This window comes from Bifidobacterium indicum (genome assembly GCF_036987015.1).
GTDB lineage: Bacteria > Actinomycetota > Actinomycetes > Actinomycetales > Bifidobacteriaceae > Bombiscardovia > Bombiscardovia indica.
In genome coordinates, this window is record NZ_BTXM01000001.1 from 99,587 (window position 1) to 122,994 (window position 23,408).

The window sequence follows — 23,408 nt, forward strand, 5'->3', positions numbered from 1 at the left end:
CGGACATGATCCAAGAGTTGGAGCACACACAGTGATAGCCCTCATCATAGGAATTCTGGTCTCCCTGGTGGTCACACTGGCCGGGACCCCACTGCTGATCAGGCTGGTGCACCGTCTTCACTATGGGCAGTACATCCGCCAGGACGGTCCAAAGTCCCACCAGGTCAAGAGGGGCACCCCGACCATGGGCGGCCTGGTCATCAACCTGGCCATCCTCCTGGGGTGGGCCGTTTCCGCGCTCTACCGTTACCTGTCACGGGGGGAGTCCCCATCCCTCTCGGCCATGCTGGTCCTCTTCGCCATGCTCTCCATGGGCGGCCTGGGCTTCATCGACGACTTTGCCAAGGTCCGTAAGAAGCAGAACCTGGGTCTGTCGGTCAGGGCCAAGTTCACCGGTCAATTCATCCTGGCCACCATATACGCCATACTGGCCCTCCAGCTCCCCACCAAGAACGGCTTCCCCAGCGCCCAGGCCGGTATCTCCTTCGTGGAGCGTCCCATCATCAACTTCGAGTTCGCCGGCCATGCCGTGGCCATCATCCTCTTCATCATCTGGGTCAACCTCCTCATGACGGCCTGGAGCAATGCCGTCAACCTGACCGACGGTCTGGACGGCCTGGCATCGGGAAGCTCCATGATCGCCTTCACCGGCTACACCATCATCGCCTTCTGGGAGAGCTACCACCTCAAGGGAGCGGGCCATCCCGGCCACTCCTACGCCGTCTCCGACCCCCTGGACCTGACCATCATCGCCTGCTGCGCGGCCGTGGCCTGTTTCGGCTTCCTCTGGTACAACACCAACCCGGCCTCCATCTTCATGGGCGACACCGGCTCCCTGGCCCTGGGCGGGCTCTTCGCGGCCCTGTCCATCGCCACACACACCGAGCTCCTCGCGGTCATCCTGGGCGGGCTCTTCGTGGTCGAGACCGCCTCGGACGTGATTCAGGTGGGCTACTTCAAACTGACCCACAAACGGGTCTTCAAGATGGCGCCCATCCACCACCACTTCGAGTTGATGGGGTGGCAGGAATCCAAGGTGGTGGTCAGGTTCTGGATGATCGACCTGATCTTCGTCCTCCTGGCCCTGGTCCTCTTCTATGTGGACTGGGTGGTCCGGTCCGGGCTCCCCGTCTGAGCGGCAGAAATGTGCAGGGTAGCGGTCCGCCGGCGACCGGTATCAGTACCAGGAACCGCCGGCCCGATGAAACGGGGTGTTTCCCTTCATGGACATGAGTGACAAGCGGGTGCTGGTCGTAGGGTTGGGCATCTCGGGCAGAAGCGTGGCCGAGGCCCTGCAGGGACGTGCGGCCGCTGTGACCACCCTGGACCAGAAGGTGGCCCAGGCCGATCTCCATGACTTTGATGCCATCGACTGGGACCAGGTCGATCTGGTCATGACCTCGCCGGTCTTCAACCCCCGCACCCCCTTCATCCTGGAGGCGCAGCGGCGGGGCATCCCGGTGGTCAGCGAGGTCGAGGTGGCCTGGAACCTGCGGGTGGACAGCGTCCGGACCGGTGCCCCCGCCCCCTGGATCGGCATCACCGGCACCAACGGGAAGACCTCGACCACCCAGATGGCCTCGGCCATGATGGAGGCCTCGGGCCTGCGGGCACCGGCGGTCGGCAACATCGGCAAGGCCGTATCCCAGGCCGTTCTGGACCCCTCGAACGACTGCCTCTGCGTCGAGCTGAGCTCCTTCCAGCTCCACTTCACCGATTCCCTGGCCCTGGAATGCGCGGCCATCACCAACCTGGCGGCCGACCACCTGGACTGGCACGGCGGGTTCGAGCGCTACGCCGCCGACAAGGCCAAGGTCTATGAAGGGGTGCGCAAGGCCCTGGTCTACAACGCCGATGATGACCGGGTCCGCGTTCTGACCGACCGGGCCCACCCGGCCCCCGGATGCTTGAAGGTGGGGTTCACCCTTGGCAGCCCCACAGCAGGGCAGATCGGCGTGGACCGGGGTTGGATCGTCGACAAGAGCGGCCTGGCCGGTGGTGAGCCAGACAGGGCCGAGCGACTGGTCAGGCTGTCGGACCTCGCTCATCTGAGCGAACCCGACGGGACCGTCTACCCCCACCTCCTGGCCGATGCCCTGTGTGCCCTGGCCCTCTGCCTGGGAGCCGGTGCCGATAGGGGTGCGGCCCTGGAAGCCATGCGAGTCTTCACACCCGGAGACCATCGGATCCAGACCGTCGCCAGTCTGGGTTCCGGACCGGACGCCATCCGGTTCGTGGACGATTCCAAGGCCACCAACGCCCACGCGGCCATGGCTTCCCTGTCCAGCTACCAGGATGGTTCCGTGGTCTGGATCGCCGGTGGCCTGGCCAAGGGAGCCCGGTTCGAGGACCTGGTGAGGACACAGGCCCGGCGGATGTCTGCCGTGGTCATCATCGGCAGGGACCAGACCACCATGCTCCAGGCCTTCGAGGCCGAGGCCCCGGACCTTCCCCTGACACTGATAAACCCTGAGCCCGAGCAGGATGTCATGGCCAAGGCCGTCCAGGCCGCCGGTTCCTACGCCCGCCCCGGGCAGGTGGTGCTCCTGGCGCCGGCCTGTGCCTCCATGGACCAGTTCAAGTCATACGCCGATCGTGGCCAGCAGTTCGCAGATCAGGCCGACAGGTGGGTGAAGGCTCATGGCGAAAACCACTGACTCGACCGGTGGCGGCACAGGCATGCCCCAGAACCCCTACCGGGGATGGCGGGCCATCATGAACCCGCTCTGGTGCTACTACGGGTTCCTGGCCTCGGTCATAGCCACCACGGTCTTCGGACTGATGATGGTCTTCTCCTCGTCCTCGGTCGACCTGGTGGCCCAGGGCAGCTCCCCCTGGAGCCAGGTGGTCCGGCAGACCGTCTACTGTGTGATCGGCCTGGTCATCGCCTTCGCCGCCCAACGGATCAAGGTGGAGGATTACCAGCGTTGGTCCTTGGCTTTCCTGGTCTTCAGCCAGTTCTTCCAGCTTCTGACCCGTACCCCACTGGGGCGCTCGGCCAACGGCAACCAGGGGTGGATTTCGATCGGGGGCATCTCCATGCAACCGGCCGAGATGCTGAAGCTGGCCCTGTGCATATGGCTTCCCCAGGCCCTGATTGAGGCCCAGCGAGAGATCCGGGAGGGGAAGACCCCCACCCACCCGTGGACACCGTATCTGACGCCGATCTGTGGGTTCGTGCTCAGCTTCGGCCTGATCATGCTGGGCAGGGACCTGGGCACGGCCATGATCATCGTCATCATCGGCTTCGTGGCCTTTCTGGTCTCCGGTTTCCCCCTGAGGTGGCTCCTGAGCCTGGCCGTGGTCGGCCTGGTCGGTATCATCGGTTTCTCGGTCATGGGCAACGGAAACCGGACCCAGCGCATCATGGCGGCCTATGGGAAGTGCTCGGCCGATGACATCCAGGGCGTCTGTTATCAATCCATTCACGGTCTCTACGCCATGGCATCCGGTGGTCTGAGCGGGGTGGGTCTGGGCAATTCCCGGGAGAAGTGGAACTACCTGCCCGAGGCCCACAACGACTTCATCTTCGCCGTTATCGGCGAGGAGCTCGGCTTCTTCGGGGCTGCCCTGGTCATCCTGGCTTTCATCATCATGGGCTGGTGCATGCTGCGGATCGCCCTGACCACCAAGAACCGGTACGCCGGCATGGTCCTGGTCTGCCTGGACGTCTGGCTGGTGGGCCAGGCCCTGATTAACATCTGCGTGGTCCTCGGGCTCCTGCCGGTCATCGGTCTGCCCCTGCCCTTCGTCTCCGCGGGTGGCACGGCCCTGATCATGTGCCTGATGGCGGCCGGGGTGGCCCTGCGGATGATTCGGACCCAACCCGACGTCAAGGCCCTCGTTACGGGGGCCTGAGTAGGATTTTCAGCATGAGTGACAGGGGTCGGACAGGAATGGCGAAGCAGGGAGACGGGTCCGGAGACGGGCCCCATGTGGTCTTGGCGGGTGGCGGCACGGCAGGGCATGTCAACCCCCTGCTCAGTGTGGCGGCCGCCCTGCGCGGGCAGTGCCCCCAGGCCCGAATCAGCGTCATCGGCACCGCCGTAGGTCTGGAGCACGACCTGGTTCCGGCTGCGGGATTCCCCCTGGATACGATCGAGAAGGTACCCTTCCCCCGTCGTCCCAATACGGATGCCCTGAAGTTCCCTATGCGGTGGGGCAGGGAGGTCGGCAGGGTCAAGGAGATTCTCCGCCGACAATCGGCTGATCTGGTCGTAGGCTTCGGCGGCTACGCTTCGGCACCGGTCTATAGGGCCGCCAAGGTGATGGGCCTGCCCATCCTGATTCATGAGCAGAATGCCAGGGCCGGCATGGCCAACAAGCTGGGCGCCCGGTGGGCGGACTATGTGGGCACGGCCTATGATCACACCGGCATCAAGGCTCGTCCGGGTATCCCGGTCGAACGGGTCGGGCTGCCCCTGCGGCCTGCCATCGCCGACCTGGTCGTGAAAATGGAGCGTGACTCCCGGGCTGCCCGGGTCCAGGCCGCGGCACAGCTGGGGTTGGACCCCGACCGGAAGGTGGTCCTGGTGACCGGCGGCTCTCTTGGCGCGGCCAGCCTCAACAGGGCCGTATCCGCCTGTGCGGGCAGGCTTCTGGAACTTGGGCAGGTGGTGCACCTGACCGGGCGCGGCAAGAGCGACCAGGTGCAGGAGCAGGTTGTCCGCGATCTGGGCGATGGGGTGGTCACCGACCTGGATCCGGCCCACCGTGGTTCCGGTGATTACCACATGGCCGAATACCTGGAACGTATCGATCTGGCCTTTGCCTGTGCCGACCTGGTCATCTGCCGGTCCGGGGCAGGTTCGGTCAGCGAGTTGACGGCCCTGGGCCTGCCGGCCGTCTATGTTCCCCTGCCCATCGGCAACGGGGAGCAGCGGTTCAACGCCCAGCCGGTCGTCGAGGCCGGGGGAGGGCTGATGGTGGCCGATGCCGACCTTACCCCCGCCTGGATCGAAGAGCAGGTGCCCGCCCTCCTGGCCGATGTGGACAGGCTGGGCACCATGCGGCACCATGCCTGGGATTACGGCATCCGCGATGCGGCCCAGGTCATGACCTCCAGGATTCTTTCCGTGGCCGAAAAGGGCTGAAGGCCCGGTGGGGCAGGCAGGGTCGGTGGGCGGATAAAGCCACCCTGCGCGTACAGGTCTGCCGTCATAATGGAGTCAGTATGGAATCGTCCGAGGAGATGTATCTTGCCCAGCACTGATCGTAGGAACCCAACCACCGGGGAAGCGGACCCGTCTGCCCTGCCCCTGGACCCGACCCGGGATGCCCTGGCCGGAACAGGGATCACCGACCCCCAGGACCTGGGAGCCACCCACTTCATCGGTATCGGGGGTGCCGGAATGAGTGTCCTGGCCGAGATGCTCCACCAGGTCGGCGTGCAGGTCTCCGGTTCCGACAGGCAGGCCAGCGAGAAGACCGACCGCCTGGAGCGGCTGGGTATCACGGTCCGTCTGGGGCAGAACGCCGGGAACGTGGCGGGTGCCCGGACCGTGGTCTGGTCCAGCGCCATCAAGCCCGACAACCCCGAGATCCTGGCGGCCCGAGCCCAGGGTGCCCGACTCCTGCACCGGAGCGACATCCTGGCCCTCCTCATGGCCTCCAGGCGTTCGGTCACCGTGGCCGGAGCCCACGGCAAGACCACCACCAGCGCCTTGACCGCCCACATTCTGGCCAATGCCGGAACCGGCAGGCTCGCCGACCCCGGCTATGCCATCGGGGGTTCCATCCAGACCGCACGGGGGGCCATCGACGGGGGCCATGTCGGCCAGGGTGACGTGCTGGTGGCCGAGGCGGACGAGTCGGACGGGAGCTTCGGCAAGTACCGCCCCACCATCGCCATCGTGACCAATGTGGAACCCGACCACCTGGACCATTACGGAACCCCGGCCGCCTTCCGCCAGGCCTTCGTCGACCATGTCCGCCATGCCCAGGGGTATCTGGTCATCTGCGGAGATGACCAGGGTGCCCTGGAGGTCCTGCGGGACCTGAACGGGACCTGCAAGGCCAGTGTGGTGGTCTACTCGACCGAAACGCGCTCGGAGCTGGGAGAGGCCCTGAAGGGGGCCAGCCTGGTCAGGATCGTATCCGAGTCCGAGGCCAGTGGATCGGGTCGTGAGCACTGCACTCTGCAGATTCCGGCCGACCTCCTTGACCGGGCCGGGGACGATACCGGCAGAGATTCAGGGAATTCCGGGGATAGTGCGGACCGGAGCGTCGAGGTGCCAGTCGATCTGGCCATACCCGGCATCCACAACGCCCGAAATGCCACAGCGGCCATCATCGCCTGCACCCTCCTGGGCCTGGACCCTCGGGCTGCGGCCCGTGCGGCGGGTGGTTTCCGCGGGGCCTCCAGGCGGTTCGAGGTCAGGGGAGAGGTCGGTGGGGTGACCCTGGTGGACGATTACGCCCATCATCCCACTGAAATCGCCGCCCTGTTGGATGCCGCCCGCAGACGTTACCCGGACCGGACCATCCGTGTGCTCTTCCAACCTCATCTCTTCTCCAGGACCAGAATCTTCGCCGACCAGTTCGCCTCGGCCCTGAACCGGGCCGATGATGTGACCGTGACTGGTATCTTCCCCGCCCGGGAACGCCAGGAGGACTACCCCGAGGTTGGTCCCGACACCATTCTGCAGGCCCGCCAGACCACAGCCGCCGGAGATGTGCATCAGGCCTCCTTCCATGCCTGCCGGGACATGCACCAGGCGGCTCTGGACCTGGCCGACCGTGCCCGGTCCGGTGATGTCATCATCACGGTCGGTGCAGGCGACATCACCACCATGGGGCAGGTCATCCTTGATGAACTCTCCGTCAGGTTCTCAGGCCAGGGTAGGAAAGAGGAGACACGGTGACATCCCGCAGAGTCGTCAGCTCCCGGAACCCGGACGGGCATGGACGGTCCGGGCGATCCATCCGCTCCCGCTCCAAGGATGCGGTGTCGGGTGCGGACGGGGCTGTGTCGCAAGAGGGTTCCAGACAGGGCGGCGGTCCGCGTTCCAAACAGGTCGGGCACTCCGGGGAACCCACGGAGTCCGGGAAGTCCCGGAGGCACCGTCGATCCAAGGAACTGATTCCCTCCCGTCGGAGATCCAAGGGGAAGACTGCGACCACTGCCGACCAGTCGTCCCCGCGCGCGATTCGCTCGGAGCAGGAAAGCCGGGCCGACGATTTCGTTGATGCCCGTGCCATGCCCTCCGACCAGGCCGTGTCGAATCGCATCGGGGTCGACCGGGACCAGGAGGGCATGGGGGTCTTCGTCCGTCCCAAGGTCATCGACTTCGAGGCCAGGGTCAACGAGAAGAAGTCGGCCAGCCGCCGTGTCATCCTTATCCGCGCCGGTGTCACCTTCCTGGTTCTGACCCTCATCGCGGCCCTGGTCTGGCTTCTCTTCATATCACCGGTCTTCCGGCTCCAAGCCGAGGATATCGAGGTCTCCGGCGGCAACGCCTGGGTGGCCAACAAGAAGGTGGAGTCCATCGTCAGGGAGCAGGGCGACCGTTCCCTCATGCTGGTTTCGACCAAGTCGATTGAAGAGGACATCGGCGGTATGGCCGGCGTGACCGATGCCCAGGTGCACAAGCACTTCCCCCATGGCCTGGATGTGACTTTCAGGGCCCAGGAGCCCACGGCCATCCTCAAGGATTCCCAGGGCACTTTGACCGCCGTCGACCGGAAGGGGCGGGTGCTCAACGCCGTCGACAGGCCGGTCAAGAACATCCCCATCATCCAGGTGGCCAATCTGGAGCGCGGCAAGAGCGACCGGACCGTCAAGCAGACCCTGCTGATCCTCTCCTCCATGCCCGAGGACATGCGTCACTCAGTGACCAAGGTGACCGCCGACACCCAGGATTCCATCACCACGGAGCTGAACAGGGGGGAGCGTGTGATCATCTGGGGAGATGGTTCCGACCTGAAGCTCAAGCTGGCCGTCGTTGACAAGATCATCAATGATCCCAGCAAGATCGGTGACAAACACCAGCTCGATGTCTCCGCCCCGCTCAGACCCATCGTCAAGTAAGCGGTGGTACAGCCGTTTCATATTGCCCTCAGCAGGAATGTGTCCATCGAGCCATTGACCGGCTGCGGTGGTTTGCGCCCTCCTTCGTTTGCGTAAAGTCAGCCCTGGTGGGCGGGTGCCTGCATCAGCTCGTCCGTGTCCAGGAGGATGGTCACAGGTCCGTCGTTGACGAAGTCCAACCTCATGTGGGCACCGAAGCTGCCGGTGATCACCTCGATGCCGTATTCCGACAGGGCTTGATTGAGGTCCTCCCAGACCTCTTCGGCATGGTCGGGCCTGCCGGCTCCGATGAAGCTGGGACGGTTGCCGTGGCGGATGTCGGCATAGAGGGTGAACTGGGAGACCGACATGATCCGCCCCCGGCAATCGACCACCGAACGGTTCATTTTGCCCTGGTCGTCCTCGAAAATCCTCATCTTGGCAATTTTCCGGGCCGCATAGGCCACCTGCTCAGGGCCGTCCTGGTCACTGACCGCCACCAGGAGCAGCAGCCCCTGCCGGATCTGCTGTGGTTCGAATTCCCCATCGGGCTGGCCCCGGTCATCGACCACATCCACATGTGCCCTGGAAACACGTTGTATGACGATTCTCATGTCTGCCAGTCTAGAGGCGACCACAGGACCGCGCCGATCCGTGGCCGCCTATGCCTATGGCGAGATAAAGCTTGTATTAATCCACGGACCGGTATATTCGCTCCAATGAAGTATCAGGACCCGGCAGATGTAGTTCTGCGCTCACCCGGGTATTCCGGGCCTGAGCTGCTCGACCAATACCACACTCGTATCCGCACATTACTGGAGAAGCGCAAGGATCAGATCCTCTACCAGCTGGATGACCCCACCCTGTCGCCATCCCGACGCGACGATCTGGCCGCCCGGTACCGTCAGGTCAAAGCCGATATCGAATCCATCCGCCTGGGCGCCCGCGAATCCCGTTATGCACAGCTTGAGCGGAGATACTCCTGATTGCCGAGCAAAGGCGCACTGAATGACGACCTGCTTGGTGCTCGGGCGCTGATCGGTATTGCAAAGTCAATATTCGATTAGATCAGTTCCGTTTTGTGCTGTGTACGGTACAGCGCCAGATCGGTTATTTTCCAAACGATTGATTCCTATGGCATACGGGTGGTCAATGATACGCTTATCCAGTAGGATCGGAGGGAGGGACAATGGACGTGCCGCACTTTAGTTTGGAAGTCAATTGCCCTCCTGAAAAAGTTACGGCTAGAGCTTTTAATCTGGCGGCTGAGGCATTTTCTCAATTGTTGTCTCAAGCAAAGGCCGACGATTGGATAGTCACCGAGGCACGTATAGCGAGCGTCCATATGACTGCTGAACCTCTTGTTTATGATTCCTTGGCCAATCGATCTTTACAAGTGATGAGGTCCTTTGCCGGCATGGCCTCATCGGCTGAACCTAATCAGGTTGCGTTGATTACTTTTAAACGGGTCATAGAAAACTCCAACGCTCTTGTTCATGAAACTCAATCAGACCTGATTCTGAATATCGATGGTCAGATTAGCACCCTCGACCAACAGTTGCTTGAGAACTTAGAGCGTCTTCTCAAGAAGGCTGCACGTCGTTCCTTCGGTCGCATTCAGGGGAAAATCGACAAGCTCATATTACAGAGGAATCATAGGTCGATCGGGCTGGTGGATAAATCGAGCGGTAGAAGGGTAAAGGTCACTTTCCCGAGTGATCTTGATGGTGTCGTGAGCACGCTCAATCCTGGAAGGCTGATAGAGGTTACGGGGTTTATTCGGCTTGATGCTGATGATTGTCTCTCAATGGATGTTGAAGGAATTCAAACGATTCAGAAGAAGCATCGCGCACCGGTCACGGCTGATGACTTGGTCAATACCATAAAGATACAGTTGCCGTCAGGTGTGAACTCTGTCAGTATCATCGACTCGCTGAGAAGCTGCGGAGAGCAACGAATCACCAGAGGGGATAGCCAATGACCCTAAATATGGAGAGGGAAGATGGACTTCGTTACCCCGCGCGTGCCATTGTTGATACCAACGTTATCTTGAACGTCGCTCTGGGGAAGATGGACAATCTCCCCGCGACGTGTTTGGACCGATCAAAACGATTGTTGGATGATGCCATCAGTGGGCAGTTTGAACTTCTGCTTCCTTCCATCGCCCTGATTGAACTGTCGTCGGACCATATTATTCATGCGGACGGTAACCCGACTAAAAGACAATACAAAGAAATGAAACACAAAGTGATGCAGTGGTGTGAGGATTCCACGCTTGATTTTGCGGATCTTACCTTGCCTGCTGCCGAGTGGTACCACGATAATACGTCAATACAGTGTATCCGTCCTATCGATTCTGCGATATTGGCTACGGCAAAATACGCGAATGCCACCGTAGTATATTCGTGGGATGATAAATTCATTGAATTCGTCAAGAAAGCCAATGCCACAGCGAGTATCGGCATCAGTGTTCGCCACCCTCCAGAATGTCCAATCACCCTGTTCGATGAATGAGGTCTATTCGATAAGTGCCAACCGATGAATATGTGTGCGTAGTGTGTTGAGAATAGTGCGATATGGCATTGGAAGTATTGCTCTACTGGTATGAACAGGGATTTGTTGAATTTGTATTCCGGGCTATTGGCACAGTCGTTTCGCTCTGCTGATCTGCAGTTCCACGTTGTTATGCGACGGGGAGGGTCCTGGCAACCATCCAGGCACCGTCCAATACAATCTGCGGTTCCCAGGATGAAATCAAGGAGAGCAGCAAAAAGCCGTCCGGGCGAACCCGGACGGCTGTGTTCGAGTGGAGCTGCGGGGAATTGAACCCCGGTCCGGTGACCGCACCCTCAGTCTTCTACGTGCGTAGTCTGCTGGCCGTGTGGCTATCTGTCTGCCCCCATCTGTGTCGCAGACGACTGGTGGCGGGCATATTCACAGTTAAAGTCCCCGAGCCGCCCTGTGACGCAGTGGTTCAGGCAAGTCTTCTTAATGACGCTCAGCATCTCCCCGAAGGCGAAGGAGAGTGAACGGAGCAGCTGCTCACTGGTTAATCCTGGCGCGAAGCTCAGGCAGCGAGAGCGAACTCAGTGCGGTTAGATTTAGCACTTGTTGTTTGCGGGAGGACATTAACGAGCGGACCCCCGCGTTCTCGGCACGCTTCCCTGCGACGAACAGGTCACCGTCGAAACCGATCAGCCCCAATCTTGAGTTATCAAGCTCACCGGCATGAACCCGCCGGTCTTGTAAGTATACAACAGGTCGGGATTCCGATTATTCCTGCAGTGGATATGTTCAGTAAGTTCGGACGATTGGACACGCAAAGAATCCTCTGAGGATGAGAGGGCAAGGTTCGGGCACTTGGACAGGGTGCTCAGCTGGCCTTGGTCAGTCGTTCCAAGGCGAAGGAGGAGAAGTTCCTCACCTCCTGTCGATCCTCCTCGTAGGCCGGCCTGCTGGTGTCGTTGAAGAGGAAGACGTTGAAGCGTGGCATGTTCCCCCCGGTGAAGGGGATGAACCGCAGGCCGTCGGATTTCCGTATGCCGGCAGAGGTGATCAGGCTGCAGACCAAGCCAGATGTGGTGATCATCTTCAGGGTCTCCACGTCGGAGACCTCTATCAGGTGGCTGACCGGTTCGGACAGGCGCATCAGCCGTTCCGAGGCCCTGGAATGGACGAAGTCGCGGTTCAGCGTGACAAAGGGGATGTCTTGAGGCAGTTTGATCAGATCTTCGGGCCGCAGGGATGTCATTCCCTGTGTTCCCAGTCGTTCCACCATGCCTTCGGTACAGGCCATGCCGAAGGGGTAAGAGGCCAGTTTGGTCATTTCCACTCCGGAGACGCTCAGGGATTCGTCGATGCTTGCGACGGCACCGTAGTCGACCTTGTGCTCCTCGATTTCGCCCAGCAGCTTCTGGGATCCGACGGCATGGAAGGAGAGCCCTGATGAATCGTCCGTCCAGGCGACACCACCTCCGATGGACAGGAGGGAGGAGATGATGGGCGGAAGGCCTATATTGCGAACGCGCGTTGTCAGGCTCTCGGAGATGATTCGGGGAAGGGCGTTGATCTCGGTCAGAGCGCGGCCGGCCTGTTCGGCAACGGCCAGGCCGGCCGCGCTCAACCGTGCACCGCCTTCCGCCCCGAACCGTTGACGGTGGACCAGATGGATGCCGGTCTTCTTTTCAAGTCGTTTGATGGCCTGTGAAACCGATGGTTGCGATACCCCGGCCTCCAGGGCAGCGTCGGTGAAACTTCCGTATTTGGCTAGCAGGATGAGCAATTCCAGATCACGGACATTGTCGATGTAGGCCATGGGCCCTCATTGCTCCTTCCGTCTCCAGTGGCCGTTGCCGAGGATTGCAATACCTGTAAAACGAACGCCTTTGTTGCTTTCTTCAATCCAACCATGCTATCAGTCTCCACCCGCAGGTGTGAAGAGGGCAGGCGCTGGAAACGATGATTGTTGAGCCGATGCCCTCGTTGATGTTCCTCAACTGCACCAAGGTCTGGCTTCGTCTCAGATTCATACGGAAACCCGACGCGGCACCATGCATCCCGTCGGGTTTCAGTATCACGGCCGGGCGGGGCCATCCATCGATGAGCGTGAGTGGTCATTGATGGATGGCCCCGTATCCGCCCATCTGTCAGTCGTCATAGTGCCATTGGGCCTTGGCGACTGCCTCGTCCACATCGCCGATCTCCTCCCTGTTCAGGCCCTCTTCGACAGCCTGCCTGGCGACTGCCGTGGCTACCCTTCGGGAGATTTCTTTCAGGTCGTTGACGGCCGGCAGGACGGCGGCACCGGGCCTGCTGACATCGATCATGTCGGAGATGGCGTAGGCACCCGCCAGAAGCATCCCCTTGCTCACCAACCTGGCCTTGGAGACGATGGCACCGAAGCAGATTCCGGGGTACATGAGTGCGTTGTTCCCCTGGCCGATGTAGTAGGTGACCCCTCGGTACTCAACCGGGGCGGACGGCGTACCGGTGGTGACGAAGGCCCTTCCCTCGGTCCAGTTGATGATGTCGGCGGCCTTGGCCTCGGCCAGTTCGGTTGGGTTGGAGATGGGGCAGATCAATGGCCGTTCCACATGCCTGGCCATGGCCTTGACCACATCTTCGGTGAACGAACCCGGTTGGGTCGAGGTGCCGATCAGGACCGTGGGCTGGAAGGCATCCACTGCCTGGGCCAGGGAGGTGGGGTCAGTGACCGTGGGGAACTCGCCGGGCTTTCTTGCATACTTGCGCTGGCCTTCGGTCAGGTCATCCTGTCCTTGGATGATCATGCCCTGGCGGTCGAAGAGGAGAACACTCGTGCGGGCGGTTTCCGTATCCATGCCGTGGCGCAGGACCAGGTCATCGACGATCTGGTCGGCAATGCCCACCCCGGCGGTCCCGGCGCCGAAGACCACGGTTCGGGTTTCCTCGGCTGTGAGTCCGGCAATGTTCCTGGCGGCGATCAGGGCGGCCAGAACGGTGACACCGGTGCCCTGTATATCGTCATTCAGGGTCAGGATTGTGTTCTGGTAGCGTTCCAGGACGGGTGCCGCCTCGGGTCGGCCGAAGTCCTCCCAGTGAATCAGGGCCTCGGGGTATCGGGCCAGGACCTCCCGGACGAAGGATTCAATGAAGTCATCGTAGCGCTGTCCGCGTACCCTGGCGAAGTGGTTGCCCACGTAGTCCGGATTCTCCAGGAGGGTCTGGCGGTTGGTACCCACATCCACCATGACAGGTAGTACCCGGGAGGGGTCGATGCCCGCCGCGGCTGTGTAGACGGCCAGCTTGCCGGTAAGGATCTCGGCCCCCTGGGCGCCCCAATCCCCAATGCCCAGGATTCCCTCCGCGTCGGTGCAGACCACCAGGTCGATTTCACGATCCCCGGCGTACTGCTCCAGGGCGGCGCCGATCCTGTCGGGCCGGTCGATGGATATGTAGGCCACGTCGCTGCCTGAATAGTATTCGTCGTACCTTTGGATGGACTGGGCCACGGTCGGGGCGTAGACGATGGGCATGTATTCGGTCAGATGCCTGTCCATGCTCCGGTAGAACAGTCGCCGGTCGGTGCGGCAGATGCTCATCAGATAGAGGCGCTTGTCCAGGTCGGTGGGCTGCTTGAGGAAACGCTGGTGGACGATGCGCTCGCGCTGGTCCTGGTCTTGTACGGCCGCAGGCAGGAGGCCGTCCAGCCCCAGATTCATCCGTTCTTTGAGGTCGAAGCCAAGTCCCTGATTGGCGTAGGAGTCGTTGATGGTGTCGGAACCTGTCATGGTTTCACTTGTCCTTCGCGATAAGGCCGGCTGCATTGCCGGGCTCTTGGCAGTCAGCCTAGAAAGGTCAGCACCGGCCCGCAAATAGGTTTGGGCAATATGGTCCAACAGTGTCATGGTGCCGAAAACCGCCCAGAAATAAGGGCCGGTGAGGGCATGCCCATATTGGCGAAACTTATTGCCGGGCCTGGGCGCTCTGCCTAGTGTGTGGTACATCAAGGGGCCTGACGAAGATGTCCGTGGCCCGGGACAGTGATATTTCAACTCTTGAAGTGCGAAGGAGCGCCTTATGTCGGACAAGGAAACCCAAAGGGAGCCGGGTGGTTCCCAGGCAGGCGGCGGTGTTGCCGAGGCCGGGTCCCATCCCTTCAATACGGGGCAGTTGATCAAGTCGGTGATTTGCGTCGTGGTGGGGCTTGCCATCTTCCTGATTCCGCCGCCTACGGGTCTGACCAGCCAGGGGATGCATATGCTGGGTGTCTTCGTCGGCACCATCCTCGGACTGATCCTGCAGCCGCTGCCCACCTCGGCGGTGGCCATCATCGGTATGACGGTCGGCATGCTGACCGATGCCCTGGATCCGAAGAAGGTCGCCTTCAGCGGACTGGGAAGCTCTTCGATCTGGTTGATCGTGGCGGCATTCTTCATTGCACAGGGTTTCGTCTCCACGGGGCTGGGCCGGCGGATCGCCCTGGTCTTCCTCTCCAGACTCGGCAAGTCAAGCCTGGGCATAGCCTATGGTCTCTCCGCCGCAGACCTGGTCCTGGCCCCTGCCACCCCATCCAATACGGCCCGTCTGGGGGGCATCCTCTTCCCGATCATCACCTCGATCAGCGATGTTCAGGAGTCCACTCCGAAGTCGGATGAGTCTCGTCGCCGGATTGGCGCCTATCTGGCGGTGACGGCCAACAATGTCAATGCCATCACCTCGGCCATGTTCATCACGGCCATGGCGGCCGGCCCCGTCGTTTCCCAGCTGGCTCAGAAGATGCATATCGACATCAGCTGGGGTTCGTGGGCCCTGGCTGGCATCGTGCCCGGCCTGATCTGTCTGATTCTGATCCCGGCCCTGATCTACAGGATATTCCCGCCGACCATCAAGCATGTGCCCCAGGCACAGACCGATGCCAGGAACGAGCTCAGGAATCTCGGCCCCCTAAGCATGCACGAGTGGATCATGGCTGTCACGTTCGTGGTCATGCTGGTGCTTTGGGCCGCCGGTTCCATCATCAAGATTGATGCGACCACCGTCGCCTTCATGGGTGTGGCGGTCCTCCTCTGCACAAAGATCATCACCTGGCAGGACATGGTCGCCAACAAGTCGGCCTGGTCCACCCTCATCTTCTTCGGTGTTCTGGTGGGAATGGCTGAACCACTCAACACCCTGGGCGTGACCACCTGGGCCGGCAGGATCATCGCAAACCTGGTCAAGGGGATGCCCTGGGTGCTGGTTCTGGTCATCCTGACCTTCTTCTACTTCTTCATCCACTACATGTTCGCCTCGGAGCTCGCCCAGGTGGCGGCCATCTACACCCTCTTTGTCAGTGTGGCCGTGGCTGCCGGGGTCCCGGCCGTGCCCGCCGCCCTGATGCTGGGGTGCGCCAGCGGTCTGATTGGCGCAATGACCCATTACGCGTCAGGACCTGCCGCATTGATTTACGGTGCCGGATACGTCAAGACCTCGGAGTTCCTCAGAATCGGTCTGATATGCGGTCTTGTCACCGTTGTGGTGTTCCTCACCGTCGGATTGGGGTGGTGGAGGGTCATCGGCATCTGGTGACGCCCCTTGGGGATCCTGACCTTTCGGCATCCGCCAAAGATCGGGATCGGGCACCGGCTCTTTACGAGGCCTGCTTATGAGGAATCCGATGGTATGGAATGCCCGCTCGTCCCGGTCATGTTCAACCGGAAGGAGCGGGCATCCGTATCGGTTCAGCGACCTTCCCGTGCCAGGTAGTCGGGGATCCGGTCGGGGTATTCCGGCCAGGCACCCTGCCGGGTGCAGACGAAGGCGGCCGTGTTGACTGCTGCCCGGTGGGCCTGGACCAGGGTGGCGCCCAGGAGCCGGTTGATGGCGAAGGTGCCCGAGAAGGCATCCCCGGCGCCGACCGTGTCGGCGACCTCGACCTTGGGGGTCTGGATGCGCGAGGTCTCCCCGTCGGCGAGGTAGATGGTGCTGTAGGCACCGCCTGCCGTCAGCACGATGGTGTTCAGGTGGTACTGGTCCATGAACCACTGGCAGAGTTCGGCATCCGTGTCGCCGGGAATCTGGAACATGTCGCGCAGGAGCACCAGCTCCTCGTCGTTGAGTTTGAAGACCGTGGCCATGTCCAGGAGCTCCTGGATCAGGTCCTTGGAGTAGAAGGTGCCGCGCAGGTTGATGTCGAAGAAGCGCATGGCATCGGGCCGGGTGTCCTTCAGGGCCTCCAGGCCGGCCTTGCGTGATTCGTCGCTGCGCAGGGCCAGGGTGCCGTAGCAGACCGCGTCGGCCTTTTTGGCCAGGTCGGCCAGCTCCTTGGTGCAGCGCAGGTGGTCCCAGGCCACATCCGGCTTGAAGATGTACTGGGGTATGCCCTCGGTCAGTTCCACCTCGACCGTGCTGGTGGGGTGGTCGTTGTGCTGCAGGATGGCCTTGACGCCGGCCTTCTGGATGGCCTGTTCCAGCTCCCGGCCCAGGTCGTCATTGCCCACGGCGCTGAAGGCATACCCGTCTGCACCGTTCTTGGCGGCGTGGTAGCTGAAGTTGACGGGGGCCCCTCCGGCGCGCTTGCCCGAGGGCAGCACGTCCCAAAGAAGTTCGCCGATACTGAGGACTATGGGCTTTGCGGTCATGGTGTACCTTTCCTGGTGGTGATTCTGTGATTGATGATGGTTCTGTGATTGGTACGAAATCTTGCCCGGTTCCTTCATCCCTGCCCTCCCAGGCTCGAGGGATGCTCCAGAAACTGGTTGGCGGCAACGGCGGCGGCCCCGGTCAGGGTGGCGTCGGCGGGGAGTTCGGATAGGAGTATCTCGGTATGGTCGCGCACCTGGGGGAGGGCCCGGTCGGCCACCAAAGTCCTGACCCGGTCCAGGAGGGGCCGCCCCGCCTGGGCCACCAGATCGCCGATGACGATCTGCGCAGGGTTGTAGGCGTTGACGATGGTGACGCACCCGTAGCCCACATAGTCGGCCACCTGGTCGAGGAGACTGACGGCCGTCGGTTCGCCTTGGCGTGCCATGTCGAAGAGGAGGTTGCAGGCCTCCTTGTGGGTCATGGCCTCCAGGCCGGGGAAGTGGCCCCTGTGGTCGGCCCCACCCATCAGGGTGTGGATGGCCACGGCCGAGCAGTAGCATTCCAGGCATCCCCGGTTGCCGCACTCACAGGTGGTCCCGTTCATGTCGATGCTGACATGGCCGATCTCCGTGGCGGTGCCCAGGCTTCCGTTGACCAGGTTGTCCTGGTCGATGACCCCCAGGCCGACACCCTCGCCCACCAGGTAGTAGGCCAGGTTGGCCCCCTTGATACGGGTGTCGAAGAGGGCCTCGGCCATGGCTCCGGCCCGGGCGTCCTGCTCGATGAAGGTGGGGACCCGGAAGGTCCTGCCGAACTCCTCGATGAAGTTGACGCCCCGCCAGCCCTGCATGCTGGTGACGACGGCGATCCGCCCCTCCTCGCGCAGGTAGGGGCCGGGCACGGCCATACCGATGGCCACGATGGAGGGGTTCCGGTCAAGAAGGGTCTTGATGCGGCGCCTCACCTCATGGACGCATGACTCCACGTCCCCGTCGGTGACCGGCGGCAGCTCCTCCATTTTTAGGAGGTGGCCGCCGATGTCGAAGACCCCGATCTGGACCAGGCTTCGGGCGAATTTGACCCCGATGACCTGGTAGCGCTTGGCGTTCAGTCTCAGGCCGATGGACCGGCCGTGCCCCCCGGAGGCCACCTCTCCGGTTTCGCTGACGATGCCGGCGTCGATCAATCGGCCGACCAGCTTGCCCACGGCGGGGGCCGTCAGATGGAGTTTCCTGGCGATGTCGGCCCGGGAACTGACCCCATCGGCATGCAGGCACTGCACGATGCGGGACTGGTTGAGTTCGGACATGGCTGCAGGGGTGCTGGCAGGTCCGTTCTGGTGCATGTCCGCCTCCTCCTTGAGCCGAGCCGATGAGGACCAATCCGGGTCCTTTGATTCACAATGAATTAACGACGTTTATACATTAACACTGTTTATAGATTCTGTCGAAGTGCGGTCAGGTCTTCCGAAACAGGAGGGCGCGGCGGTGGTAATTGGAAGAAGTCGGAATCTTCCGAATCCGGCTGTCCGGGAGGGGTTGCGTAATCGGGGTTTCGAAATGGTTTGTCCGGGAGGGGTCCGGAGTCAGGATTTCATTATCGGGTTTTCGGATCGGGGCTTCAGAGCCGGGGCACTCGAGTCTGCTGACTCTGCACTTGCGTCTCGCGGAACCGTGCATCATGTCCTCGCCGCGTTCTGGCGGCGTCGGGTTTTGCAAGCTCCTGTTCCGGCCCGGATCTTCCGGATTACCTCTGCCCATCGTGTCGCCAGGAGAGTCGTGCCTAGACTGGTATGGCAAGCCTGAAGATGGTGGCGTCGTCGAGGATGTCCCGTCCGAACCGTCTGCATGCCAAATGCCGTCCTAGGCGGAAACTCGTCTCAGCCTGGGTGCCGAAGGAGTGACTATGTGTGGGTCTGACAGGGCCGTATTGGAAATCGCCGTCCAGGATCCGGCCGGGGCCAAGGTGGCCAGCGGGCAGGGGGCATACCGGGTTGAGCTTTGTGTTGGTCTGGGTGCTTACGGTGGGTTCACCCCGAGCATCGGTCTGGTCCAGGAGGTCTGCAGGGTGGGTCTGCCTGGCGGGGTCCAGGTTCTGGTGAGACCCAGGGCCGGTGACTTCCACTACACGGATCCGGACCTGGTCGCGGTTCAGGTCAATGACATCCGTGCCCTCGTGCGGGCCGGGGCAGCCGGTGTGGTCATCGGTGCCCTGGATGGGCGTGGTGACGTGGACCGGGAGCTCAGCGCCCGTCTCCTGGAGGCCGCCAGGGAGGAGGCCGACCGCCAGGGGAGGCCGGTCCAGGTGACCTGCCACCGCGCCTTCGACCAGGTTCCGGACAGGTCCGCAGCCCTGGAGACCCTGATTGATCTGGGATTCGACCGGGTGTTGACCTCGGGTGGGGCGCCGTCCGTTGGCCGGGGGATGGATGCCATCGCCGACCTGGTCCAGCAGGCGGATGGCAGGATTCAGATCATGGCCGGTGGGGGATTGCGGGTTGAGGATATCGGCAGGGTCCTGGATCTCGGTGTGGATGCCGTCCATATGTCCGCGAAGCGGCTGGTCGACTCGAGGGGTGGGCCGGGTGCGGGTGCCGATGCCGGCTTGGAGATTACGGATGGGGGCCTGGTAGGGCAGGCCGCCCATGCCGTGTCTGCCTGGCATTCTGCGGCAGGAGTCTGAGCAAGTTGTCCTGACCGGCGTGCGAAAGTTGCTCTTGACGCACAACGGTTATATACTTAAATAAGTTTCCAGAAAAAGTAAGGAAAGAAAACTAAATAATGTGAAACGGAGTCGATGAGGATCTGCAAACTCATCTTTCCCGACTGATCTGGAACCACTGGCGGTTGCCGATGGTCCACCATCGACGATTCGCCCGTTACCTCGCGGGCAGTGGACGTGGGGTAGGGGAGATAACCACTGCGATGAAGCTGAATGGTATACGTGCTCCTTGGAGGTTCACGATGAGAAACAAGACATGGATTGCAGGCGTGGCATTGGCCACCGCCGCCGCATTGGCGCTGGGTGGCTGCTCGATGGGCGGGGGGTCCTCCAGCAAGGCCTCCTCCTCGGGGGATGCCGATGGCAAGGGCAAGACCATCACGGTCTGGGCCATGAAGGGTGACTACACCGACAAGACCATGGACGCCATCAACAAGGCCTTCACGGAGAAGACCGGTGCCAAGGTCAAGGTCCAGGTGCAGCAGTGGAACGGCATCACCACCAAGGTGACCACCGCCCTGTCCACCTCGACCCCGCCCGATGTGATCGACATGGGCAACACCCAGGTGGCCGGATTCGCGGCCAGCGGCGGTCTGATGGACCTGACCGATGTGAAGAAGGACCTCTCCGGGGGCCAGACCTGGATCAAGGGCCTGGAGGATCCGGCCACCGTCGATGGCAAGCTCTACGGCGTTCCGGCCTTCGCGGCAGCCCGCGCAGTCATCTACAACAAGAAGGTCTGGGCCGATGCGGGTGTGACCGAGGCCCCCAAGACCTGGGACGAGTTCACGGCCGATCTGGACAAGGTCCAGGCCAAGAACGCCGACAACAAGGACTTCATCCCCTTCTACATGCCCGGCCAGTATTGGTACTCGGCACTGCAGTTCATCTGGGATGCCGGCGGTGACGTGGCCGAGCAGAAGGACGGGACCTGGAAGGGCACCACATCCTCCGACAAGGCCGTCAAGGGCATGGAGCAGTGGAAGGAATTCCAGAACAAATACTCATCCAAGGCTTCGCAGACCGTTGACACGGTCGACCCGAGCATGGATCAGCTCCTGGCCGACGGGAAGACCGGCGCCATCCTGAGCAACTCCGCCTCGATCGTGGCCGCCAAGGAGGCCAACAAGAACCTGAAGGACGACGACCTGGGCACCTTCGCCATGCCGGGGCAGTCCGGCAAGAACCAGAAGTCCATGGTCGCCGGTTCCGACTGGGCCATCGCCGCCAAGAGCCAGAACGCCAAGCTCGCCCGGGAGTGGGTCAAGATCGCCGCCAGTGACGAGATCCAGCAGAAGTGGGTCTTCAAGAACGACGGCTGGCTGCCCAACTCGGTCGAGGGTCTGGACAAGGCCATGAAGTCCGCGGACTTCCCCCAGGTGCAGAAGGGCTTCTTCGACGCGGCCAAGGATTCCAAGTCCACGCCGGCCTCTCCCAACTGGGCCACCATCGAGGGTGACAAGTCCATCAACGAGTTCACCCAGTCCGTGGCGACCGGCACCTCCTCGCCCAAGGATGCGGCCCAGAAGTTCGACGCCCACCTGGATGAGGTTCTGGGCAAGAAGGGCTGAGCCCCTCTGATACACCGGCCGGGTGACCAGGACAAGCGGATGCCGTGCAGGTCGGCATCCGTGGTGACCCGGCCCTGATGAAATCGTTCGTTCCGGTGGGGTGGGCCTGCCCGCCCCACCGGCCGTCATACGGCAAGCAAAGCAAGGAAGCTCTCATGACCGTCAATGCAAGTGCCGTCCCGGCGCCCCAAGGGCCCTCGGGAGGCAGTGGACGGATCAGGCGTCAAGGTGCCCGTTCCGGCAGGAGGCCCGACAGCCACAATGGCATGGCTGCCATGTTGCTGACCCCGACCGGGATCATCCTCCTGGCCCTGGTGATCGTCCCCATTCTCTTTTTGATTTTCACCTCATTCACGGACTTCAACCAGCGATCCCTTTTCACGGGGGAGTTTAACGTCGCAGGCGTGAAACAGTACGCAACGGTCCTGGGTGATTCCACCTTCTGGATGGCCCTTCTGAGAACCTTTCTCTTCACGGCGGCCCTGGTTGTGGGCAGCATGCTGATCGGCATGGCCGTGGCCCAGATGATGACCAAGCTGGGAACGGTCATGCGCTACCTGGTCACCTTCGTCCTGATCTTCGCCTGGGCCATGCCCAACGTCGCCTCCTCGGTGGTCTGGAACTGGCTCTTCCAACCCGGATACGGGGTCATCAACTGGTTGCTCACCCGGCTCCGCATCTTTGGCGATCTGTCGAACCTGGCCTGGTCCAACACCACCACCCTGGCCTTCGTCTGCATCTGGATGCTGGTGGTCTGGCAGGCCGTGCCCTACATCGCCATAACCCTCTATGCGGCCACCATGCAGCTGGATCCCTCCAGCCTGGAGGCGGCCCAGCTTGATGGCGCGGGCCCGATCAGGACCTACTGGCAGATCGTCGTCCCCCTGATCTCGCCCAGCATCATGGTCATCGGCATGCTGTCGATCATCTGGGACTTCAACGTCTTCAACCAGATCTGGCTGGTCTCCCAGGGCGGACCTTCGGGTTCGACATCCACCATCGGGGTCTTCACCTACAAGAAGGCTTTCATCAACTTCGACATAGCCCAAGGCGCGGCCATCTCGGTCATCACCGTGATCATCCTCCTGGCCCTGACCTCCGTCTATGTACGCAATCTGCTGAAATCGGGTGAGGATCTATGAGCACCATCACAAGCACGACCGGTTCGCACGGTCCGGTCGGCACCACCGCGGAGAGCGCTGATCCGGTAGGGGTCCGCAATGGAGTTCGGCGGTTCAACTGGAGGCGGCTGGGCACCAACCTCATCGCTGTCGTCTTCTGCCTCATCTGGTTCTTCCCGGTCTACTGGATGACCATCACGGCCTTCAAGCCCCGCAACGAGGTGATGACCACCAACCCGGTCTTCGTCCCCACGCACTGGTCCCTGGAGAACTTCAGGTCGGCCATCTTCCAGACGCAGTTCTTCAGCAACCTGAAGAACTCGGTCATCGTCACCTTCGTGGCCGTGATCGTCTCCATCCTTCTGGCCTTCCTGGCCTGCGCGGCCCTGACCCTTTACAGGTTCAGGGGGCGCCGGACCATCATGGTCATGATCCTCGCCATGCAGATGATTCCGGGGACGGCCATGCTGATCCCCCAGTTCATCGTCTTCAACCAGTTCGGCCTGCTCAACAAGTACATCGGGTTGATCCTGGCCTACATCGCCCTGGTCCTGCCCTTCTCGGTCTGGAACATGCGTGGTTTCTTCCTCTCCATCCCCTCCTCGATCTTCGAATCGGCCAGGGTCGAGGGTGCCGGCGAATGGCAGATCCTGCGCAGGATCACCTTCCCTTTGGTGGCCCCGGGCGTGGTCTCCACCTCGGTCTTCGCCTTCATCACGGCCTGGAACGACTACCTGACCGCCTACACCTTCATGAAGGATGAGACCAAGTACACCCTGCCCGTCTGGCTGTCGTCCTTCACGACGCCAGCCGGCACGGACTTCGGCGGGCAGATGGCGGCCTCCGTCCTCTTCTCCCTGCCGGTGGTCGTCTTCTTCATGCTTGTCCAGCGCAACATCGCCAAGGGCATCACGACCGGCTCGGTCAAGTAGATTGGATTGG

At 61.9% G+C, this 23,408-nt stretch carries 19 protein-coding genes and 1 other RNA gene; 14 read left to right on the forward strand and 6 right to left on the reverse strand.

Annotation, left to right across the window (positions count from 1 at the left end; genetic code table 11):
• Positions 1 to 31: 31 nt before the first annotated feature.
• From mraY to AACP59_RS00415, 6 genes are all read left to right on the forward strand, one after another.
• Complete coding sequence (gene mraY, locus AACP59_RS00390; RefSeq protein ID WP_297316548.1) at positions 32 to 1,135, forward strand: phospho-N-acetylmuramoyl-pentapeptide-transferase; 1,104 nt, start codon at positions 32 to 34, stop codon at positions 1,133 to 1,135.
• Positions 1,136 to 1,223: 88 nt separating this feature from the next.
• Positions 1,224 to 2,657 (forward strand): UDP-N-acetylmuramoyl-L-alanine--D-glutamate ligase, encoded by a 1,434-nt coding sequence (gene murD, locus AACP59_RS00395; protein ID WP_339349307.1) that lies wholly within the window; start codon positions 1,224 to 1,226, stop codon positions 2,655 to 2,657.
• Positions 2,641 to 3,858, forward strand: coding sequence for a peptidoglycan glycosyltransferase FtsW (locus tag AACP59_RS00400; RefSeq protein WP_297316546.1), 1,218 nt, complete (start codon positions 2,641 to 2,643; stop codon positions 3,856 to 3,858). The genes murD and AACP59_RS00400 overlap by 17 nt, the downstream gene beginning before the upstream one ends.
• Positions 3,859 to 3,896: 38 nt before the next feature.
• Positions 3,897 to 5,093: a UDP-N-acetylglucosamine--N-acetylmuramyl-(pentapeptide) pyrophosphoryl-undecaprenol N-acetylglucosamine transferase gene (locus AACP59_RS00405; RefSeq protein ID WP_339350048.1), complete on the forward strand. Its 1,197-nt coding sequence runs from the start codon at positions 3,897 to 3,899 to the stop codon at positions 5,091 to 5,093.
• A 69-nt stretch (positions 5,094 to 5,162) separates the two neighbouring features.
• On the forward strand, positions 5,163 to 6,863 hold the full coding sequence (locus tag AACP59_RS00410; RefSeq protein ID WP_370465922.1) for a UDP-N-acetylmuramate--L-alanine ligase: 1,701 nt from the start codon (positions 5,163 to 5,165) through the stop codon (positions 6,861 to 6,863).
• Positions 6,860 to 8,029, forward strand: coding sequence for a cell division protein FtsQ/DivIB (locus tag AACP59_RS00415; RefSeq protein WP_339349309.1), 1,170 nt, complete (start codon positions 6,860 to 6,862; stop codon positions 8,027 to 8,029). The genes AACP59_RS00410 and AACP59_RS00415 overlap by 4 nt, the downstream gene beginning before the upstream one ends.
• 98 nt (positions 8,030 to 8,127) lie before the next feature.
• On the opposite strand, the gene dtd is transcribed toward AACP59_RS00415, so the two are convergent.
• Positions 8,128 to 8,622 carry a D-aminoacyl-tRNA deacylase gene (dtd, locus tag AACP59_RS00420; protein WP_297316543.1) on the reverse strand — a complete coding sequence of 165 codons (495 nt, stop codon included), beginning with the start codon at positions 8,620 to 8,622 and terminating at the stop codon, positions 8,128 to 8,130.
• Positions 8,623 to 8,727: 105 nt separating this feature from the next.
• Between dtd and AACP59_RS00425 the strand changes: the two genes are divergently transcribed.
• From AACP59_RS00425 to AACP59_RS00435, 3 genes are all read left to right on the forward strand, one after another.
• A complete protein-coding gene (locus tag AACP59_RS00425) occupies positions 8,728 to 8,994 on the forward strand; it encodes a hypothetical protein (RefSeq protein ID WP_297316542.1) in 267 nt (88 codons plus the stop codon).
• Between the two features lie 203 nt (positions 8,995 to 9,197).
• Positions 9,198 to 9,989, forward strand: coding sequence for a hypothetical protein (locus AACP59_RS00430; RefSeq protein ID WP_339349311.1), 792 nt, complete (start codon positions 9,198 to 9,200; stop codon positions 9,987 to 9,989).
• On the forward strand, positions 9,986 to 10,522 hold the full coding sequence (locus AACP59_RS00435; RefSeq protein ID WP_339352917.1) for a type II toxin-antitoxin system VapC family toxin: 537 nt from the start codon (positions 9,986 to 9,988) through the stop codon (positions 10,520 to 10,522). The genes AACP59_RS00430 and AACP59_RS00435 overlap by 4 nt, the downstream gene beginning before the upstream one ends.
• A 290-nt stretch (positions 10,523 to 10,812) precedes the next feature.
• Here AACP59_RS00435 and ssrA read toward each other — a convergent pair.
• The 3 genes from ssrA to AACP59_RS00450 all read right to left on the reverse strand — a co-directional run bounded on the left by ssrA (position 10,813) and on the right by AACP59_RS00450 (position 14,493).
• Positions 10,813 to 11,210, reverse strand: a transfer-messenger RNA (tmRNA) gene (ssrA, locus tag AACP59_RS00440).
• A gap of 171 nt (positions 11,211 to 11,381) precedes the next feature.
• Positions 11,382 to 12,323, reverse strand: coding sequence for a LysR family transcriptional regulator (locus AACP59_RS00445; RefSeq protein WP_297317125.1), 942 nt, complete (start codon positions 12,321 to 12,323; stop codon positions 11,382 to 11,384).
• A 331-nt stretch (positions 12,324 to 12,654) separates the two neighbouring features.
• Positions 12,655 to 14,493, reverse strand: coding sequence for an NAD-dependent malic enzyme (locus tag AACP59_RS00450; protein WP_339349315.1), 1,839 nt, complete (start codon positions 14,491 to 14,493; stop codon positions 12,655 to 12,657).
• Between the two features lie 73 nt (positions 14,494 to 14,566).
• Between AACP59_RS00450 and AACP59_RS00455 the strand changes: the two genes are divergently transcribed.
• Positions 14,567 to 16,057, forward strand: coding sequence for a DASS family sodium-coupled anion symporter (locus AACP59_RS00455; RefSeq protein ID WP_297317127.1), 1,491 nt, complete (start codon positions 14,567 to 14,569; stop codon positions 16,055 to 16,057).
• 152 nt (positions 16,058 to 16,209) lie between these two features.
• Here the strand turns inward: AACP59_RS00455 and AACP59_RS00460 are convergent, their stop codons facing one another.
• Together AACP59_RS00460 and AACP59_RS00465 are read right to left on the reverse strand one after the other, a co-directional pair.
• Entirely contained in the window at positions 16,210 to 17,109 is a 900-nt protein-coding gene (locus tag AACP59_RS00460; protein ID WP_339349317.1) for a carbohydrate kinase family protein, read from the reverse strand.
• Positions 17,110 to 17,183: 74 nt separating this feature from the next.
• Positions 17,184 to 18,398: an ROK family transcriptional regulator gene (locus tag AACP59_RS00465; RefSeq protein WP_297317129.1), complete on the reverse strand. Its 1,215-nt coding sequence runs from the start codon at positions 18,396 to 18,398 to the stop codon at positions 17,184 to 17,186.
• Between the two features lie 560 nt (positions 18,399 to 18,958).
• On the opposite strand from AACP59_RS00465, the gene AACP59_RS00470 reads away from it, so the two are divergent.
• From AACP59_RS00470 to AACP59_RS00485, 4 genes are all read left to right on the forward strand, one after another.
• Complete coding sequence (locus AACP59_RS00470; protein WP_339349319.1) at positions 18,959 to 19,735, forward strand: copper homeostasis protein CutC; 777 nt, start codon at positions 18,959 to 18,961, stop codon at positions 19,733 to 19,735.
• Between the two features lie 281 nt (positions 19,736 to 20,016).
• A complete protein-coding gene (locus AACP59_RS00475; RefSeq protein WP_297317131.1) occupies positions 20,017 to 21,345 on the forward strand; it encodes a sugar ABC transporter substrate-binding protein in 1,329 nt (442 codons plus the stop codon).
• A 155-nt stretch (positions 21,346 to 21,500) separates the two neighbouring features.
• A complete protein-coding gene (locus AACP59_RS00480; protein ID WP_297317132.1) occupies positions 21,501 to 22,487 on the forward strand; it encodes a carbohydrate ABC transporter permease in 987 nt (328 codons plus the stop codon).
• Positions 22,484 to 23,398 carry a carbohydrate ABC transporter permease gene (locus AACP59_RS00485; RefSeq protein WP_297317133.1) on the forward strand — a complete coding sequence of 305 codons (915 nt, stop codon included), beginning with the start codon at positions 22,484 to 22,486 and terminating at the stop codon, positions 23,396 to 23,398. Before AACP59_RS00480 ends, AACP59_RS00485 begins: the two co-directional genes overlap by 4 nt.
• Positions 23,399 to 23,408: the final 10 nt, after the last annotated feature.

Bases quoted from the DNA above. Each gene is read 5' to 3' on its own strand.
- murD (WP_339349307.1), top strand. From the start codon at position 1,224: ATGGACATGAGTGACAAGCGGGTGCTGGTCGTAGGGTTGGGCATCTCG.
- AACP59_RS00435 (WP_339352917.1), top strand. From the start codon at position 9,986: ATGACCCTAAATATGGAGAGGGAAGATGGACTTCGTTACCCCGCGCGT.
- AACP59_RS00480 (WP_297317132.1), top strand. From the start codon at position 21,501: ATGACCGTCAATGCAAGTGCCGTCCCGGCGCCCCAAGGGCCCTCGGGA.
- AACP59_RS00465 (WP_297317129.1), bottom strand. From the start codon at position 18,398: ATGCACCAGAACGGACCTGCCAGCACCCCTGCAGCCATGTCCGAACTC.
- AACP59_RS00445 (WP_297317125.1), bottom strand. From the start codon at position 12,323: ATGGCCTACATCGACAATGTCCGTGATCTGGAATTGCTCATCCTGCTA.
- AACP59_RS00475 (WP_297317131.1), top strand. From the start codon at position 20,017: ATGAGAAACAAGACATGGATTGCAGGCGTGGCATTGGCCACCGCCGCC.
- AACP59_RS00430 (WP_339349311.1), top strand. From the start codon at position 9,198: ATGGACGTGCCGCACTTTAGTTTGGAAGTCAATTGCCCTCCTGAAAAA.
- AACP59_RS00485 (WP_297317133.1), top strand. From the start codon at position 22,484: ATGAGCACCATCACAAGCACGACCGGTTCGCACGGTCCGGTCGGCACC.
- AACP59_RS00455 (WP_297317127.1), top strand. From the start codon at position 14,567: ATGTCGGACAAGGAAACCCAAAGGGAGCCGGGTGGTTCCCAGGCAGGC.
- dtd (WP_297316543.1), bottom strand. From the start codon at position 8,622: ATGAGAATCGTCATACAACGTGTTTCCAGGGCACATGTGGATGTGGTC.
- AACP59_RS00460 (WP_339349317.1), bottom strand. From the start codon at position 17,109: ATGACCGCAAAGCCCATAGTCCTCAGTATCGGCGAACTTCTTTGGGAC.
- AACP59_RS00410 (WP_370465922.1), top strand. From the start codon at position 5,163: ATGGAGTCAGTATGGAATCGTCCGAGGAGATGTATCTTGCCCAGCACT.
- AACP59_RS00400 (WP_297316546.1), top strand. From the start codon at position 2,641: ATGGCGAAAACCACTGACTCGACCGGTGGCGGCACAGGCATGCCCCAG.
- AACP59_RS00470 (WP_339349319.1), top strand. From the start codon at position 18,959: ATGTGTGGGTCTGACAGGGCCGTATTGGAAATCGCCGTCCAGGATCCG.
- AACP59_RS00425 (WP_297316542.1), top strand. From the start codon at position 8,728: ATGAAGTATCAGGACCCGGCAGATGTAGTTCTGCGCTCACCCGGGTAT.
- AACP59_RS00405 (WP_339350048.1), top strand. From the start codon at position 3,897: ATGGCGAAGCAGGGAGACGGGTCCGGAGACGGGCCCCATGTGGTCTTG.
- AACP59_RS00450 (WP_339349315.1), bottom strand. From the start codon at position 14,493: ATGTACCACACACTAGGCAGAGCGCCCAGGCCCGGCAATAAGTTTCGC.